This window comes from Allofournierella massiliensis (assembly GCF_004345265.1).
GTDB classification, from domain to species: Bacteria; Bacillota; Clostridia; order Oscillospirales; family Ruminococcaceae; genus Allofournierella; species Allofournierella massiliensis.
Map to the genome: position 1 here is coordinate 24,192 of NZ_SLUM01000011.1, position 15,391 is coordinate 39,582.

Sequence of the window (15,391 nt, forward strand, 5' to 3'; positions counted from 1 at the left end):
CGGGCTCTTCAAAAACACAAACATAAAATAAAACAAAAGGAGAACAACTATTATGGTAAGCAAGATGACCAAGATCGTGAACCCCATGGGCATGCACATGCGTCCCGCCGGTATGTTTGCTCAGGAAATGATGAAGTTCAACAGCGACGTGGTGCTGGTGTTCAAGGATAAGGAGATCAACGCCAAGAGCATCATGAACCTGATGGCCGCCTGCATCAAGTGCGGCAGTGAGCTGGAAGTTCGCTGCACCGGCGACGACGAGCAGGCCGCTCTGGACAAGGCTGTGAGCCTGATCGAAAGTGGTCTGGGCGAGTAAGCAGCAGAACATACAACATGCGGCGCCCCGGTCCACCTGATGGGCCGGGGCGCGCCTGATAAAAAGCCGACGAGAGGGGCACAAAAACCATGTTAAAGGGTACAGGAGCGTCCGCCGGTGTGGGCATTGGCCATGCGCTGGTGGTAAAGGAACAGAATTTGGATTATTCCGCCGTGCAGTTTGCGGGGCAGCAGCAGGAGACCGAACGCCTGAAGGAGGCTGCAGCTGCCGTGAGCCAGCGGCTGAGCAACATGGCGGCCGAGATGACAGAAAAGGTGGGCGAGCATGCCGCCGAGATTCTGTCCGGCCAGATCATGATGCTGAACGACCCGTTCATGATGGGCCAGATGGAGGAGCAGATCGCTGCCGGCAACGTGGCCGAAGCTGCGGTGGATTCCGTCTGCCAGACCTTCATTGCCATGTTCAGCGGCATGGAGGATGAACTGATGCGCCAGCGCGCCACCGATATCGGTGACCTGCGCGCCCGGCTGCTCAAGCAGCTGCTGGGCCTGCCCGATGTGGATCTGGCCCACGCCCCCGCCGGCACCGTGATTGTGGCGCAGGACTTCACCCCCAGCATGACCGTGGGCATCAGCCGGGAGAATGTTGTGGGCATCATCACCGAGATCGGCGGCCGCACCAGCCATTCCGCCATTCTGGCCCGCGCGCTGGAGATTCCCGCCGTGCTGGGTGTGCCCGGTGCAGCCGACACCATCCAGAACGGTGATGAGATCGCCATGGACGGCGAGTTCGGCCATGTGTATGTGAACCCGGATGAGCGCACCCTGAAGGACTATGAGGAGCGCCGCGCCGAGTTTGAGCATCAGCGTCAGATGCTGAAGGCCTATCTGGGTAAACCCACCGTGAACGCGGACGGCCGCGCCGTGGGCCTGTATGCCAACATTGGTAAGCCCGAGGATGCCCAGGCTGCGCTGGAAAAGGGCGCCGAGGGCATCGGCCTGTTCCGCACCGAGTTTTTGTTCATGGACCGGGACAGCCTGCCCACCGAGGAGGAGCAGATGAACGCCTACCGTCAGGTGGCGGCGCTGTTCGCAGGCAAGGAGGTCATCATCCGCACCCTGGACGTGGGCGGCGACAAGGAGATCGACTACCTGCACATGAAGAAGGAGGAGAACCCCTTCCTGGGTCACCGGGCCATCCGCTACTGCCTGGATAACCCCGAGACCTACATGATCCAGCTGCGCGCTCTGCTGCGCGCCGGCGCGGACCACAAGAACATCAAGATCATGCTGCCACTGGTCACCGGTCTGGAGGAAATCCGCGCCGCTAAGGCCATGCTGGAAAAGGCCAAGAAGGAGCTGGCCGCCGAGGGCCTGCCCTTCGACGCCAACGCCCAGGTGGGTGTGATGATCGAGACCCCCGCCGCCAGCCAGATTGCTGATCTGCTGGCGCAGGAGGCCGCCTTCTTCAGCATCGGCACCAACGACCTGACCCAGTACACTCTGGCTGTGGACCGGGGCAACCCGGATGTGGCCTCTCTGTACACCCACTTCCATCCGGCTGTGCTGCGCAGCATCGCCAACGTGATCAAGGCTGCCAAGACCGCCGGCATTCCCGTGGGCATGTGCGGTGAGGCCGCCGCCGACCCGGCTCTGATTCCCCTGCTGCTCAGCTGGGGTCTGGATGAGTTCAGCGTGAGCGCCAGCGCCGTGCTGGCCACCCGCCGCACCATCAGCCTGTGGAGCCAGCAGGAGGCGGACGACGTGCGCGCCGAGGCCATGAACCTTTCCAGCGTGAAGGGCATTCAGGGCTACCTGGCTTCCATGATCAAGAAGTAACCATCTGAAATGCGGGCTCCGTTCGGGGCCTGCATTTTTTTGTGCCGCATCCGCCCTGTTGTGCTATACTGGTAACATGCAAAAGTAAACTGTCTGAAGGAGAATCCTGCCCATGCGCCTGCCCATGAATCCGGCCGTCACCGGCCTTACCCTTTCCGGCATTCGCCGGTTTACCGCTCTTGCCGCCCAGACCCCCGGCTGCGTGAAGCTGACGCTGGGCGAACCGGAGTTTGACACTCCCCTGCCCATCCGGCAGGCTGCCCAGCAGGCGCTGGAGCAAAGCGATACTCACTACCCGCCCAACAACGGTCGCCCGGAGCTGCTGGCCGCCCTTTCCGAATTCAGCAAAAAGCAGGGGCTGGACTATACGCCGGAGGAATTCGTGGTCACCTGCGGGGCCACCGAGGCGCTGCTGTGTGCCCTGTCCGGCGTGGTGGATGTGGGCGACGAGGTGCTGGTGCCCATCCCTGCCTTTGGTCTGTATGAGTCTCTGATCGGCCTGTGCCGGGGTGTATATAAGCCGGTGGATACCGAGCCTTACGGCTTCCAGCTGAATGAGCAGGCCCTGAACGCCGCGGTGAGCGAGCGTACCAAGGCCATCATCCTGACCAGCCCCAACAACCCCACCGGCTGCGTTTATACGAAAGAGAGTCTGAACGCGGTGGCGGAGCTTGTCCGCCGCACCGGAATCTATGTGATCTGCGATGACGTGTACTGGCAGCTGAGCTACACCGATTCCTTTGCCCGCTTTGCCGCCCTTTACCCGGATCTGCGGGAGAACATCATCGTGGTGGAGAGCTTCTCCAAGCCCTATGCCATGACCGGCTGGCGGCTGGGCTGGCTTGCGGCGGATGCGCCGGTGAAGCAGCAGCTGCAGAAGGTGCACCAGTACAGCGTGGTCAGTGTGACCAGCTTTTCCCAGACTGCCTGCATCGCTGCATTGGAGAGCGATGTAAGCGCCATGCGCCGGAGCTACCGGCGGCGGCGGGATTTTGTCTATAAGCGGCTGTGCGAGATGGGCCTGCCGGTGAACAAGCCGGAGGGAGCGTTCTACATCTTCCCCTGCATAAAGCAGTTCGGCATGAGCAGCGAGGAGTTCTGCACCCGCCTGATTCAGGAAGGCGGGCTTGCGCTGGTGCCGGGCAGCTGCTTCGGCTCCGAGGGCTATGTGCGCCTTTCCTACTGCTGCGCGGATGATCAGCTGGAAGAGGGCCTTGACCGTCTGGAGGCATTTTTGAAAACGCTGGCCTGAAAACTGAATGAAAAAACGAAGGAACGGCCGGCCCCTTGCATGGGGTCGGCCGTTCCTTCGTTTGTATCAAAAGAGAGGATCGCAAAAGAATGAAAATCAGGCGCGGGCGGTCCAGCGGGCCAGCTCCTCGTCGGTGGCCAGCACATAGTGAGTGCCGCCCAGATGCTGCTGTTTTCCCGCCAGATAATCCACGCCGGCAGTGCGGTAGTCGTAGCTCTTGGCCACCCGACCCCGCTCGGTGCGGGGGTCCGGCTGAGGAATGGCGCTGAGCAGGCTCTGGGTGTAGGGGTGCACCGGATTCGAGAAGATCTCCTCGGTGGTGCCGGTCTCCACCAGATGGCCCAGATGCAGCACGCCGATCCGGTCGGAAATGTATTTCACCATGGAAAGGTCATGGGCGATGAACAGATAGGCGGTGCCGGTCTCCTCCTGAAGATCCTTCATCAGGTTGACCACCTGCGCCTGAATGGAAACATCCAGCGCACTGATGCACTCGTCGGCAATGATCAGCTTGGGATCCATGATCAGGGCACGGGCAATGCCCACGCGCTGACGCTGGCCGCCGGAGAACTGGTGGGGATAACGATCCGCATGCTCGGGGGCCAGACCCACCTTTTTCAGAATCGCCGCCACCTTCTCCTGCCGCTCGGCGCGGCTGGAATACAGATGATGAATGTCCAGACCCTGGGCAATGATCTCCCCCACCTTTTTGCGGGGGTTCAGGCAGGCCATGGGATCCTGAAAGATCATCTGCATCTGGGTGCGCAGCTGCTGGTTCTGCTGGGCGTTCAGATCGCCGGAAATATCCATCCCGTTGAACAGAATCTGCCCGGCGGTGGGCTTGTACAGGCGGATCACGCTGCGGCCGATGGTGCTCTTGCCGCTGCCGCTCTCGCCCACCAGACCGTAGGTTTCGCCCGGGTAGATCACGAAGTCCACACCGTCCACCGCCTTCACGGTGAACTGGTGGCTGCCCTTGAAATACTGCTTCAGACCCTTGACTTCCAGAAGGGGTGTTCTTTCTTCCATTGTCAGATTCCCTCCTTCTTCATGCGTTCAATGCGGGCCTTCAGCTCCGGCGGCATCTCCACCTTGGGAGCCCGCTCATCCAGCAGCCAGGTGGCTGAGTAGTGGGTCTCGCTGATCTGGAACATGGGGGGATCCAGCCGTTCGTCGATGTTCAGCGCATAGGCGTTCCGGGGCGCAAAGGCGTCGCCGGGCACCGGATGCAGCAGGTTCGGAGGCGAGCCGGGAATGGTGTAAAGCCGGTCGTCCTCGGTATCCAGATCTGGCATGGCGCTGAGCAGGCCCCAGGTGTAGGGGTGGCGGGGATCGTAGAAAATTTCGTCGATGGTGCCTGCCTCCACAATACGGCCCGCGTACATCACGTTTACAAAATCCGCTACCTTGGCCACAACGCCCAGGTCGTGGGTGATGTAGATGACGCTGATGCCGCGCTCGGCCTGAATGCGCTTGATCAGTTCCAGAATCTTGGCCTGAATGGTCACGTCCAGCGCGGTGGTGGGCTCGTCACAGATCAGCACATCCGGATCACAGGCCAGCGCGATGGCAATGACCACGCGCTGCCGCATGCCGCCGCTGAGCTGATGGGGATACTGACGCATCCGTTTTTCCGGCTCTTCGATGCCCACCTCGGTGAGCAGCCGAACGGCTTTTTCCCAGGCTTGCTGCTTGGGGGTCTTGTAGTGCCAGATCATGCCTTCCATGATCTGCTTGCCGATGGGCATGGTGGGATCCAGACTGGTCATGGGATCCTGAAAGATCATGGCGATCCGCTTGCCGTTGATGTGGCGGCGGATGTCACGGGTTTTCATGGTCAGAATGTCCACGGTGGCGGGGGTGCCGTCGTTGTGGCGGTAGTTGTACACGATGCTGCCGCTGTTCACCACGCTGTTGGAGGCCAGAATGCCCATGGCCGCCTTGAAGGTGACGGATTTGCCGCTGCCGCTCTCGCCCACCACCGCAAGGGTGGTGCCACGGGGCAGGTCGATGTTCACGCCGCGGATGGCGTTCACCGGACCTGCGCCGGTTTTAAAGGTGATGGACAGATCCCGAATGGACAATACGGTTTCTTTGGCATTGTTTTCCATGGTCTGTCACCTCACATTTCCTTCAGTTTGGGGTCAAAGGCTTCCCGCAGGCCGTCGGCCAGCATATTGAAGCAGAGCATCAGCAGCGACATCACCACGATGGGAGGAACGATCTGATAGGGGTGGGTGGTGAAGCTGTTGAAGGTCTCGCTGATCAGGCTGCCCAGGCTGCACTGGGGAACGGGAATGCCCAGACCCACGAAGCTCAAAAAGGCCTCGGTAAAAATCGCGGTGGGAATGCTGAACATCAGCTGAGTGATGATCTGGCCGATGATGTTGGGCAGCACTTCCTTGAAGATGATCAGAAAGCTGCCGGCGCCCAGCGTACGGCTGGCCAGAACAAATTCCTGTTCCTTCAGTTTCAGCATCTCAGCACGGGCGATACGGCTCATGTTGATCCACTCGGTGATGACCAGCGCGATAACGATGGTGGTGAAGCCGGGCTTGACCACCAGAAGCAGCAGTGTCACGATCACCAGACGGGGAATGCCGTTGTTGATCTCCACGAACCGCTGCATGATGGTATCCACCCAGCCGCCGAAATAGCCGCTGATCAGGCCGTAGCACATGCCGATGGTCATGTTGATTACCGCGGACACGATGGCGATGCCCAGGCTGACCCGGGTGCCTTCCCATACACGGGTAAAGATGTCGCGGCCCAGAGTGTCGCTGCCGAACCAGTAGTAGGTATCGGTCAGGCCCTTTTCCTCGTATTCGTTCACCACCCGGCTGCCGGTGGTGGTGGTAAGTACCTCGTCGCCGTTGAAAATACCCAGATTTTCAATTACCGGGATACGGGGTGCAAAGTTCTTTTCGCTCAGTGTCTGGCTGGAATAGCTTCGGCCGCTCAGGCTGGGGCCGATCACCGCCATGACCACAATGATGAGAATGAGGATCAGGGCAATTACAGCGCCCTTGTTGGAAACAAAGCGGTGCAGCACATCGTGCCAGTAGCCCTGGCTGGCGAAGTTGGTGTCCAGCTGATCTTCGTGGCTTCCCCGCAGGGTAAAGTCATCTGGCCGCAGGTCAGCGATTTCGACCCGGGAGCCGGCGGGAATAGTTTGAATCTGGTTCATGCCTTCGCCCCCTTCTTTTTACCGAACAAGACCAGACGCCAGCGGGCAAAGAAGCCCATGTGACCGCCATCGCCGGTTACCCGGATGCGGGGATCGATCACGCCATAAAGCAGGTCCACCACCAGCATGATGCCGATGTACATGGCGCTGTAAATAAAGCTCAGAGCAATGACCACGTTGTAGTCGTTGGACTGAATGGCCGTGACCAGCAGACTGCCCACGCCGGGAATGGAGAAGATTTTTTCCACCACCAGGCTGCCGGTCATCAGATCCACGATCAGAGGAGCCAGCACGGTGATGATGGGAATCAGTGCATTGCGCAGCGCATGACGCAGAATCAGCGGCGCCCCGTTGATGCCCTTGCTTTCCGCCAGCAGCATGTACTCGCTGCCCAGCACCTCCATCATCTCGTTGCGGGTGAAACGGGCAATGGAGGCCATGGTGAACATGCTCAGCGCAATGCTGGGCATCACGCTGGAGAGAAAGGGCGTGTTGGCGGAATACAGCATGGGCAGCCATTTCAGCCGGAAGCCCAGCGTGTAGCTTAATGCAAGTGCAAACACATAGCTGGGCACCGAAACACCCAGCACCGAAATGGCGGTGCACAGGCTGTCCAGCCAGGTGTTGTGGTTCAGCGCCGCGATCACGCCCAGAATCAGCCCCAGCACCGCGCCCAGTGCAACGGCCATGCCGCCCACCTGAATGCTGATGGGAAGCCGGGTCTGGATGAGCTGGCTGATGGGGGTGTTTTTGCTGATGTTGTAGCTCACGCCGAAATCACCCTGCACCAGATTGGCCACATACCGCCCGAACTGAACCAGCACCGGCTGATCCAGACCATACTTTTCGTTCAGGACGATGCGCTGGTCATCGGTGAGCTTTTCGTCGTTGAAGGGGGAACCGGGCATGAGCTGCAGCAGGCAGAACAGCACCAGTGTAATGGCCAGCAGGGTGAATACCGAGATGAGCACTCGTTTCAGAATATAACTTTTCACAAGCGATCTCCCTCTTTTGATACAGTCTTTTGATACAGAAGCCCTGAAGAGGCAGGCGCCGCAATGCGCACTGCCGAACAGAAAAACCGCACAAGCTTCCCTTGCCTTGCAAAGCCAAGGGAAGCTGTGCGGCATAAAATTCAGGGGGTTATCGGAATTGTCCCGCCTGCGCAAAAGGCGGGTGGTTCAAAGGGCAATCAGCCCTTGGTGGCGCTCTTGAACACCCGGTTCAGAGCAACGGGGTGGAAGTCCACGCCGGTCACGTTGGACTTGATCACGCAGGCGTCGGCCTTGGTGTAAACGGGCACGATAACGGCCTCGTCCATGATGATCTTTTCGGCGTCGTACAGGGCCTGCCAGCGGGCGGAAGCGTCGCTCACATACTGGCCGGTGGTGCAGTCGGCAATGATGGCGTCGTACTCGGCGTTGCTCCACTTGCCGTAGTTGTTGTTGTTATCGGTGATCCACATGTTCAGGTAGGTCATGGGATCGGCGTAGTCGGGGCCCCAGCGGGTCAGGCAGACTTCGTAGTTGCCTTCCTGAATGTCCTCGACGCGCTGCTTCTTGGGCTCAACCTTGATTTCCATGGTCACGCCGGGCAGGTTGGTCTCCACCTGCTCCTTGATAACAGCGGCCACGTTCTGGGACTCGGTGGTGTCCTCCACCAGCAGCTGGAAGGTGAAGGTATCCTGGCCCAGCTCCTCCTTGGCGGCCTCGAAGTACTCGGCAGCCTTGGCGGGATCGTCGCTGCATACATCCCGGAACATGGTCTGATCTTCCGAGAAGTCGCTGCCATCCGGGCCGGTGGCGAACTGTGGGGGAACAGCGGTGTAGGTGGCCAGAGAGCCATCCTTCACAACGTCCTCAACAATGGAGGTACGGTCGATGGCGTGGGTCAGGGCCAGACGCAGATTCTGGTTGGCCAGAGCGGGTACGCCGTCCATGTTCAGGGTCAGGTACCACAGGTAGCCGGCGCCGTGAACACTCAGTTCAGGATCGCCCTGAACCTGATCCACCTGGTCACCGCTCAGCTTGACGATGTCCAGATCGCCGTTCTGGTAGCTCATGAAGGCCTGCTGGCTGTCCTTGATGACCTGATAGTTCAGGCCGTCCAGAGAGACCTTGTCGGCATCATAGTAGTCGGGGTTCTTCACCAGGCTGAAGGACAGAGCCGCGGGCTCGTAGCTGTCCAGAATGAAGGCGCCGTTGCTCAGCACGGTGTCCGGGCTGGTGCCGAAGGTGCCTTCGGCCAGACCTTCATAGAAGGCCTGGTTGACCGGGTAGAAGGTGGGGAAATACATCAGATTCAGGAAGTAGGGAACGGGAACGGTCAGCTCCACCTGCAGGGTCTTGTCATCCACTGCGGTGACACCCAGCTCGCTCTTGTCCATCTCGCCGGCGATGATCTCGGCGGCGTTCTTGATCTGGCCGATGTCGCTCATCATGTAGCTGTACTCGGAGGCGGTGGCAGGATCAGCCGCACGCTGCCAGGCGAATACGAAGTCGTTGGCGGTCACGGGATCACCGTTGGACCAGTTGGCATCCTCCCGAAGATGGAAGGTGTAGGTGCAGCCGTCCTCACTCACCTCGTAGCTTTCGGCAATGGCGGGAACGGGCTGACCGTCCGCATCCATCTGCATCAGGCCGTCGGTAAAGTCGGCAATTACCTCGAAGCTGGTGCCGTCGGTGGCCAGCTGGGGATCCAGCGAGGCAACCTCGACCTCGGTCATTACGTTCAGCACGTTGCTGCCGGTGGCAGCTGCGGCGCCGGAAGAGGACGCCGCGGTGGAAGTGCCGCTGGTGGCTGCGTTGCCGCCGCCGCAGGCGACCATGCTCAGCGCCAGCGCGCCGGCCAGAGCGGCGGCGCCCATGCGTTTCCAAAGTTTCATGTGTGTGTGCTCCTCTCTTTTTGGATTGGATCTTCGCAAACCCCTTGAAACGAAAAAAGATCAGCTGGCCTGGCGGGAATCCGCTGCCGGGCCCTGACCTCTCTGTCGTTGTTTAGCATTATACTGCGTCAAAGTGATAAAGTCAAACAGTGAGAAAGTATTTTGTGACAATGCACAGGAAAGAAAGTGAAAAAAGTGTGAAATACAGCGATTTGTCAGAGATTTGTCTTTAATGGAAAAACAAAAAATCCCACAAAACCGCTTGCATTAAGAAAAGCAAGCGGTTTTGTGGGAAATGCGAAAAAAAGAAGTGTCCTCAGTTCAGGAACAGAAGCAGTTCATCTGCCGCAAGGCCGGCGGCCAGAACGCTCTCGTCGAAGTCGAAGGTGTCTGCGTGCAGGGGGATGCCGGTGCCGGTGCCCAGCAGCAGGAACAGGCCGGGCAGCCGCTGCTGATAGAAGGAAAAATCCTCCGAAATCATCAGTGGGTTTTCCAGAACCTGAAGCTGCGGCAGTGCGGCGCGGGCGGTTTCAAAGAGAGTCGGGTCATTGCGTACCGGCGGATACCCGGCAGAAAAGGCGATTTCGAACCGGCAGCCGGTTTTACGCTCGATGGCGCCGGCCAGATCCCGCAGCATGGCTTCGGTGGCAGTGAACATCTCGTCGGAATAGACCCGCAGGGTGCCCAGCAGCAGGCTGGAATCGCTGATGGCGTTGCGGGCCTGACCGCTGGTCAGCTTGCCGAACTTCAGAAGGCGGGGTTCCTCCGGCCGACCCAGCAGCTCGATCAGCCGGTAGCTTTCGTACAAAAACGCCGAGGCGGCAAACAGGGCGTCCCTGCCCTCGTGGGGCTTGGCCACATGGCTGCTCTTGCCGGTTACCGTCACGGTCACCTCGCTGGAGCGGGCCAGCAGCGGGCCGGGGCGGCTGGCAATGGTGCCAGCGGGCAGATCCGGCCACAGGTGCCAGCCGAAAATCCGGTCGCAGCGGTATTTCTCGAATACCCCGCTTTCGCACACCAGCTTTGCGCCGCCGGTGGTCTCCTCGGCGGGCTGGAACACCAGCAGCACATTCCGGGGCAGCTTGTCCAGCATCTGGCTCACCCGGCCTGCCAGCGCCAGAACCATGGCCATGTGGCCGTCGTGGCCGCAGGCGTGCATCTTTCCTTCATGACGGGAGACATAGTCGCAGCTGCTGCGCTCGGCAATGGGCAGCGCGTCCATATCTGCCCGGAAAGCGGCGGTATGCGGTTTGCCCGCATCGAAATAGGCGCACAGGGTGCTTTTGCAGGGCGAAAACAGGGTGCAGGGATACTGCTCCAGCACCCGGCGCACATAGGCCAGGGTCTCGGGCAGGTCGAAGTCGGTTTCCGGGATCCTGTGCAGATCCCGCCGGTATTGGGTCAGCAGCTGCTGTGTCATAAAATTCTCTCCCCCTCTTTGTGGTTGCGTTTTGCTCCTATTATAAGCCAGCCGACGCGGATGCACAAGCGCGCCGGGATGCGGGAAAAGAAGGAAAAATCCGTTGACTTCACTGCAATAGCGTGCTATGATGCAGATATATGGATAGAGGCGCGGGCGCGATGAACCCCACAGGAGCCGGCAGGCACAGAGCGTGGGGCGGGGCAAGCCCGCCGAATCGGCACAGCCGGGCACGGCGGCGCCGATGGGGCCCCGGGAAAGACCCGCGGCACTGTCCGCGGAAGGACCGCGGGGGCGCTATCTTACCCGTAAGCGGTGGTGTTTTTTCCACGCGCCGGTAAGGCCGCAGCGCCCTTCCGGCGCGTTTTTTGTTGCCTGACAATCTGAAACAAAGAGAGGAGCAGCCGTTATGACCGCAAAGAATCTGAAGGGCTCCATCGTGGCCCTGATCACCCCCTTCCACGAGGATGGAAGCGTTAATTTTGAAAAACTGGCCCAGCTGGTGGATTTCCACCTGGAAAACGGCACCGATGGTCTGCTGATTCTGGGCACCACCGGCGAGAGCTCGGCCATGAGCCACGAGGAGGACGACGCGGTCTGCGAATTCGTGGTCAAGCGGGTGGCCGGCCGGGTACCGGTGATTGCCGGCAGCGGTTCCAACTGCACCCAGACCATGCTGGAAAAGAGCCTGAGCTTTGAAAAGCTGGGGGCGGACGGCCTGCTGCTCATCACCCCCTATTACAACAAGACCAACGAAGAGGGTATGTACAACCACTTCAAGACGGTGGCAGACGCGGTGCATATCCCCTGCATCCTGTACAACGTGCCCGGCCGTACCGGCTGCGGTATCTCCGAGGATGTGGTGCGCCGGCTGTCGGTACATCCGAACATCATGGGCATCAAGGAGGCTTCCGGCAACCTGAGCTATACCGCAAAGATCGCCCGTTATGTGAACGAGGACTTTGCCCTGTATTCCGGCAACGACGACATGGTTCTGCCCATTCTGTCTCTGGGTGGCAGCGGCGTGATTTCGGTGCTGGCCAACATTCTGCCCCGCCAGACCCACGATATGGTCATGGATTATCTGAACGGCGACCGCCAGAAGGCGCTGGAAGCCCAGCTGGGTCTGCTGGACGTGATCAACGGCCTGTTCCTGGAGGTCAACCCCATCCCCGTGAAGGAGGCCATGAACCAGATGGGCATGGAAGTGGGCGGCTACCGCCAGCCTCTGGGCCCCATGGGCGAGGCTGCCAGGGCCAAGCTGACCGCCGCGCTGAAGGCTGCCGGTCTGGTGTAAGACCGGGGTTTGAAAAATGGTCGCGGATATGGCATAATAGAACGGCCAAAACAAAGCAATAAGGTGGGAAAAGAAACGTGAACGCAGAACAGATCATTCAGTACATCGCAAACGCAGAGAAAAAGACCCCGGTGAAGATCACCATTCAGGAAAAGGAGCCTCTGGATTACGGTTCCGCAAAGGTGTTCGGCACCGGCGCCAAGATCGTGTTTGGCGACTGGAAGGAGCTTGGCCCCATTCTGGAGGCCAATGCCGACAAGATCGAGGATATGGTGGTGGAGAACGACTGCCGCAACTCGGCCATTCCCCTGCTGGACATGAAGGGCATCAACGCCCGCATCGAGCCGGGCGCCATCATCCGCGAGCAGGTGGAGATCGGCGACGCGGCGGTGATCATGATGGGCGCCATCATCAACATCGGCGCGGTCATCGGTGACGGCACCATGATCGACATGGGCGCTGTGCTGGGCGGCCGTGCCACCGTGGGCAAGCATTGCCATGTGGGCGCTGGCGCGGTGCTGGCCGGTGTGATCGAGCCCGCCAGCGCAAAGCCCGTCATTCTGGAGGACGACGTTCTGGTGGGCGCCAATGCGGTGGTCATCGAGGGCGTGCATGTGGGCGAAGGCGCGGTTATCGCCGCCGGCAGCGTGGTCATCGAGGACGTACCCGCGGGCGCGGTGGTGGCCGGTGTTCCCGCCCGGGTCATCAAGCAGAAGGACGAAAAAACCACCCAGAAAACCGCTTTGCAGGACGCACTGCGCACCCTGTAAGCCAAAGGCCCGGCGTTGCCGGGCCTTTTTTATAAGATTAACAAAATGTATAATGAGACGTGTCTTATACAGATAAGGAGGCCGTCATGGATAAGAAAGTGTTGGTGATCAGCGCCAGCCTGCGGCCGGGCAGCAATTCCCATGCACTGGCGGAGCAGTTTGCGGAAGGCGCGAGGGAGGCGGGCCATGAGGTGGAGCTGGTCAGCCTGCGGGGCAGGGAGATTCAGTTCTGTCGGGGCTGCACCGCCTGCCAGAAAACCGGCAGCTGCGTGATTCGGGACGATGTGGCCCCGCTGCTGGAAAAGCTGCGCGCCGCGCAGGTGGTGGCGTTTGCCACGCCCATCTATTATTATGAGCTGTGCGGTCAGCTGGAAACCTTTCTGGACCGCACCGAGCCGCTGTACGGCCGGGAAAATGCCTTCCGGCAGGTGTATCTGCTGAGCGCTGCCGCCGAGACCGAGGACTTTGTTCCCAAGCGGGCGGAGAGCGGCATTCAGGGCTGGATCGACTGTTATGAAAATCTGGAGCTGGCGGGCACCGTGTTTGCGGGCGGTGTGCAGGGGCCGGGCGAGATGGCCGGCCATCCGGCGCTGGAACAGGCCCGGGCCATGGGCGCGGCCATCCGGTAAAGAGAAAACAGGCGGGCGGGATCGAAAGATCCCGCCCGCCTGCTTATTTGATGAGAAATGAACTTACCGTTTCTCTGCCCGGAAGAACAGAGCAACGGTGCCGGGGCCGGAATGGGCGCCGATCACCGGGCCAATGGTGGAGATGCACACCCGCTTGACGCCCAGCGCGGCGATCTTGTCGGCCACATACTGGCAGTCCTCCAGGCAGTCGCCGTGGCTCACAAAGACCACCTGCTCGCTGCGGTCGTAGGTGCTGGCGGCGAAGTGCTTCACCAGCGCGTCCAGGCTGGCGCGGCGGCCGCGCACCTTTTCCATGGGGATCAGCTTGCCTTCCTCGTCCACATGAAGCACCGGCTTGATGCCCAGCAGAGTGCCTGCCACTGCGGCAGCGCCGCTCACACGGCCGCCCCGCTTCAGGAACATCAGATCATCCACCGTGAACCAGGCGCAGATGGACTGGCGGTTTTCCACAAACCAGTCCGCCACTTCCCGCAGGCTCTTGCCTTCGTTCTTCAGGCAGGCGGCATAATACACCGCCAGGCCCTCGCCCATGCTGGCCTGCAGGGTGTCGATCACCTCGATGGTGCGTTCCGGGAACTGTTCCCGCAGATCCTCAGCGGCCAGCCGGGCCGAGTTGAAGGTGCCGGAAAGCCCGCTGGAAAAGGCCAGATACAAAATGTCTTTCCCCTGCTCCAGAACGGGGGTAAAGGTATCCAGAAAATCTGCCTGGTTAATCTGGCTTGTGGTGCTCACCTCGCCGGCCCGCAGCCGGTCGTAGAATTCTTTGGGGGAAAGCTCCCGGTTATCCGGATAATTGCGGTAATTTTTGCCGCCCAGCGTAAAGACCAGGGGCATCACTTCCACCTGCATCTCCTGCACCAGTTCCACCGGCAGATCGGTGGTGGAATCGGTGAACAACACATATTCTGCCATGAAAAACCACTCCATTTCCTGTTTGCGGGTATCTGCCCGCTGGTGACTTGCCCCGCCAAACGATGCAGAGGCAATCCGTCACTGTTAAAAAAATTGTAGCATACAGAAACGGAAATTTCCAGACCGAACACAAAACACGCCCTTCCCGGGAGGATGCCCCGGGAAGGGCGTGGATGCAATTGACGTCAGGATTCCCGGCGATGATGCAGCCGGTCCAGAATGCGCTGTTCACCATACAGGCAGGCCAGCCCAAGAGCGCCCATGACCACAAAGATCACGATGGGCACCAGCAGGCCGCCGTCCGCCAGGCTGCTGCCGGCAATGGTGCTGGTGACCACGCTGGGAATGCGGGCCAGCGTGCAGATGAAGAAGAATTCCCCCGGTTTCACCGGCAGAAACGGGCCGATATAGGTGAGCATATCCTTGGGGGTGCCGGGCAGGAAAAACAGCAGATACAGCGCCCGCCGCGCCCGCTGCTCATCCTGCAGAAAGCGATATTTGTGAAAGGCCTGGGCGGGAACGGCCTTTGCCCCAAGCAGCTTCATGGCGGCATAAATGAACATGCTGCCCAGCAGAATGCCCGCAAGGCAGATGAGCAAACCGCCCACCGGACCGAACAGAGCGCCGGCCATCAGCTCCACCGGCTCGCCGGGCAGAACGGCCACCACCACCTGCAGAATCTGCAGGGCAAGAAAGACCAGAATGCCCCAGATTCCCTTGCTCTGCACCCAGCCGATGAACTGGTCCCGGGCGGCCTGGCTGGTGAGGATGGCCCACAGCTCCTGGCGGAACGCAAGCACAGCCGCACCGCCCGCCACACAGACCAGCAACAGAGCCGCGGCAGCGGCCCAGCGGCGGGCGCGGGGGGATACAGAGGGGTGATTCATAAGGCACTGGTCTCCTT

The 15,391-nt window shown here is 60.3% G+C and carries 14 protein-coding genes and 1 riboswitch; of the genes, 6 read left to right on the forward strand and 8 right to left on the reverse strand.

Annotated elements, in window-relative coordinates:
* Nucleotides 1-52 precede the first annotated feature (52 nt).
* The 3 genes from EDD77_RS07715 (at nucleotide 53) to EDD77_RS07725 (ending at nucleotide 3,367) form a co-directional block, all read left to right on the forward strand.
* The gene (locus tag EDD77_RS07715) at nucleotides 53-316 is read left to right on the forward strand and encodes an HPr family phosphocarrier protein (protein WP_058963390.1); all 264 of its coding nucleotides are present in this window, start codon (nucleotides 53-55) and stop codon (nucleotides 314-316) included.
* A gap of 89 nt (nucleotides 317-405) precedes the next feature.
* Nucleotides 406-2,115: a phosphoenolpyruvate--protein phosphotransferase gene (gene ptsP / locus EDD77_RS07720; RefSeq protein ID WP_058963389.1), complete on the forward strand. Its 1,710-nt coding sequence runs from the start codon at nucleotides 406-408 to the stop codon at nucleotides 2,113-2,115.
* 112 nt (nucleotides 2,116-2,227) lie between these two features.
* Nucleotides 2,228-3,367 (forward strand): pyridoxal phosphate-dependent aminotransferase, encoded by a 1,140-nt coding sequence (locus tag EDD77_RS07725; protein ID WP_058963388.1) that lies wholly within the window; start codon nucleotides 2,228-2,230, stop codon nucleotides 3,365-3,367.
* Between the two features lie 96 nt (nucleotides 3,368-3,463).
* On the opposite strand, the gene EDD77_RS07730 is transcribed toward EDD77_RS07725, so the two are convergent.
* The 6 genes from EDD77_RS07730 to EDD77_RS07755 all read right to left on the reverse strand — a co-directional run bounded on the left by EDD77_RS07730 (nucleotide 3,464) and on the right by EDD77_RS07755 (nucleotide 10,858).
* A complete protein-coding gene (locus EDD77_RS07730) occupies nucleotides 3,464-4,396 on the reverse strand; it encodes an ABC transporter ATP-binding protein (protein WP_058963387.1) in 933 nt (310 codons plus the stop codon).
* Between the two features lie 2 nt (nucleotides 4,397-4,398).
* The gene (locus tag EDD77_RS07735; RefSeq protein WP_058963386.1) at nucleotides 4,399-5,478 is read right to left on the reverse strand and encodes an ABC transporter ATP-binding protein; all 1,080 of its coding nucleotides are present in this window, start codon (nucleotides 5,476-5,478) and stop codon (nucleotides 4,399-4,401) included.
* An 11-nt stretch (nucleotides 5,479-5,489) separates the two neighbouring features.
* A complete protein-coding gene (locus EDD77_RS07740) occupies nucleotides 5,490-6,554 on the reverse strand; it encodes an ABC transporter permease (RefSeq protein ID WP_058963385.1) in 1,065 nt (354 codons plus the stop codon).
* Entirely contained in the window at nucleotides 6,551-7,549 is a 999-nt protein-coding gene (locus tag EDD77_RS07745; RefSeq protein WP_132587361.1) for an ABC transporter permease, read from the reverse strand. The genes EDD77_RS07740 and EDD77_RS07745 overlap by 4 nt, the downstream gene beginning before the upstream one ends.
* Before the next feature lie 197 nt (nucleotides 7,550-7,746).
* On the reverse strand, nucleotides 7,747-9,438 hold the full coding sequence (locus EDD77_RS07750) for a peptide ABC transporter substrate-binding protein (protein WP_058963384.1): 1,692 nt from the start codon (nucleotides 9,436-9,438) through the stop codon (nucleotides 7,747-7,749).
* A 316-nt stretch (nucleotides 9,439-9,754) separates the two neighbouring features.
* Nucleotides 9,755-10,858, reverse strand: coding sequence for an amidohydrolase (locus EDD77_RS07755; protein ID WP_058963383.1), 1,104 nt, complete (start codon nucleotides 10,856-10,858; stop codon nucleotides 9,755-9,757).
* A 137-nt stretch (nucleotides 10,859-10,995) separates the two neighbouring features.
* Nucleotides 10,996-11,166, forward strand: a riboswitch (Lysine riboswitch).
* 101 nt (nucleotides 11,167-11,267) lie between these two features.
* On the opposite strand from EDD77_RS07755, the gene dapA reads away from it, so the two are divergent.
* The 3 genes from dapA (at nucleotide 11,268) to EDD77_RS07770 (ending at nucleotide 13,554) form a co-directional block, all read left to right on the forward strand.
* On the forward strand, nucleotides 11,268-12,155 hold the full coding sequence (dapA, locus tag EDD77_RS07760; RefSeq protein ID WP_058963382.1) for a 4-hydroxy-tetrahydrodipicolinate synthase: 888 nt from the start codon (nucleotides 11,268-11,270) through the stop codon (nucleotides 12,153-12,155).
* 77 nt (nucleotides 12,156-12,232) lie between these two features.
* Entirely contained in the window at nucleotides 12,233-12,925 is a 693-nt protein-coding gene (dapD, locus tag EDD77_RS07765; RefSeq protein ID WP_058963381.1) for a 2,3,4,5-tetrahydropyridine-2,6-dicarboxylate N-acetyltransferase, read from the forward strand.
* A gap of 86 nt (nucleotides 12,926-13,011) precedes the next feature.
* Nucleotides 13,012-13,554: a flavodoxin family protein gene (locus EDD77_RS07770; RefSeq protein ID WP_058963380.1), complete on the forward strand. Its 543-nt coding sequence runs from the start codon at nucleotides 13,012-13,014 to the stop codon at nucleotides 13,552-13,554.
* Nucleotides 13,555-13,617: 63 nt separating this feature from the next.
* On the opposite strand, the gene EDD77_RS07775 is transcribed toward EDD77_RS07770, so the two are convergent.
* Both EDD77_RS07775 and EDD77_RS07780 read right to left on the reverse strand, forming a co-directional pair.
* Entirely contained in the window at nucleotides 13,618-14,487 is an 870-nt protein-coding gene (locus EDD77_RS07775) for a DegV family protein (RefSeq protein ID WP_058963379.1), read from the reverse strand.
* A 185-nt stretch (nucleotides 14,488-14,672) separates the two neighbouring features.
* Entirely contained in the window at nucleotides 14,673-15,374 is a 702-nt protein-coding gene (locus tag EDD77_RS07780) for a TVP38/TMEM64 family protein (RefSeq protein WP_058963378.1), read from the reverse strand.
* Nucleotides 15,375-15,391 lie beyond the last annotated feature (17 nt).

Coding starts and splice junctions, on each gene's coding strand:
- EDD77_RS07715 (WP_058963390.1), top strand. CDS start 53: ATGGTAAGCAAGATGACCAAGATCGTGAACCCCATGGGCATGCACATG.
- ptsP (WP_058963389.1), top strand. CDS start 406: ATGTTAAAGGGTACAGGAGCGTCCGCCGGTGTGGGCATTGGCCATGCG.
- EDD77_RS07725 (WP_058963388.1), top strand. CDS start 2,228: ATGCGCCTGCCCATGAATCCGGCCGTCACCGGCCTTACCCTTTCCGGC.
- EDD77_RS07730 (WP_058963387.1), bottom strand. CDS start 4,396: ATGGAAGAAAGAACACCCCTTCTGGAAGTCAAGGGTCTGAAGCAGTAT.
- EDD77_RS07735 (WP_058963386.1), bottom strand. CDS start 5,478: ATGGAAAACAATGCCAAAGAAACCGTATTGTCCATTCGGGATCTGTCC.
- EDD77_RS07740 (WP_058963385.1), bottom strand. CDS start 6,554: ATGAACCAGATTCAAACTATTCCCGCCGGCTCCCGGGTCGAAATCGCT.
- EDD77_RS07750 (WP_058963384.1), bottom strand. CDS start 9,438: ATGAAACTTTGGAAACGCATGGGCGCCGCCGCTCTGGCCGGCGCGCTG.
- EDD77_RS07755 (WP_058963383.1), bottom strand. CDS start 10,858: ATGACACAGCAGCTGCTGACCCAATACCGGCGGGATCTGCACAGGATC.
- dapA (WP_058963382.1), top strand. CDS start 11,268: ATGACCGCAAAGAATCTGAAGGGCTCCATCGTGGCCCTGATCACCCCC.
- EDD77_RS07770 (WP_058963380.1), top strand. CDS start 13,012: ATGGATAAGAAAGTGTTGGTGATCAGCGCCAGCCTGCGGCCGGGCAGC.
- EDD77_RS07775 (WP_058963379.1), bottom strand. CDS start 14,487: ATGGCAGAATATGTGTTGTTCACCGATTCCACCACCGATCTGCCGGTG.
- EDD77_RS07780 (WP_058963378.1), bottom strand. CDS start 15,374: ATGAATCACCCCTCTGTATCCCCCCGCGCCCGCCGCTGGGCCGCTGCC.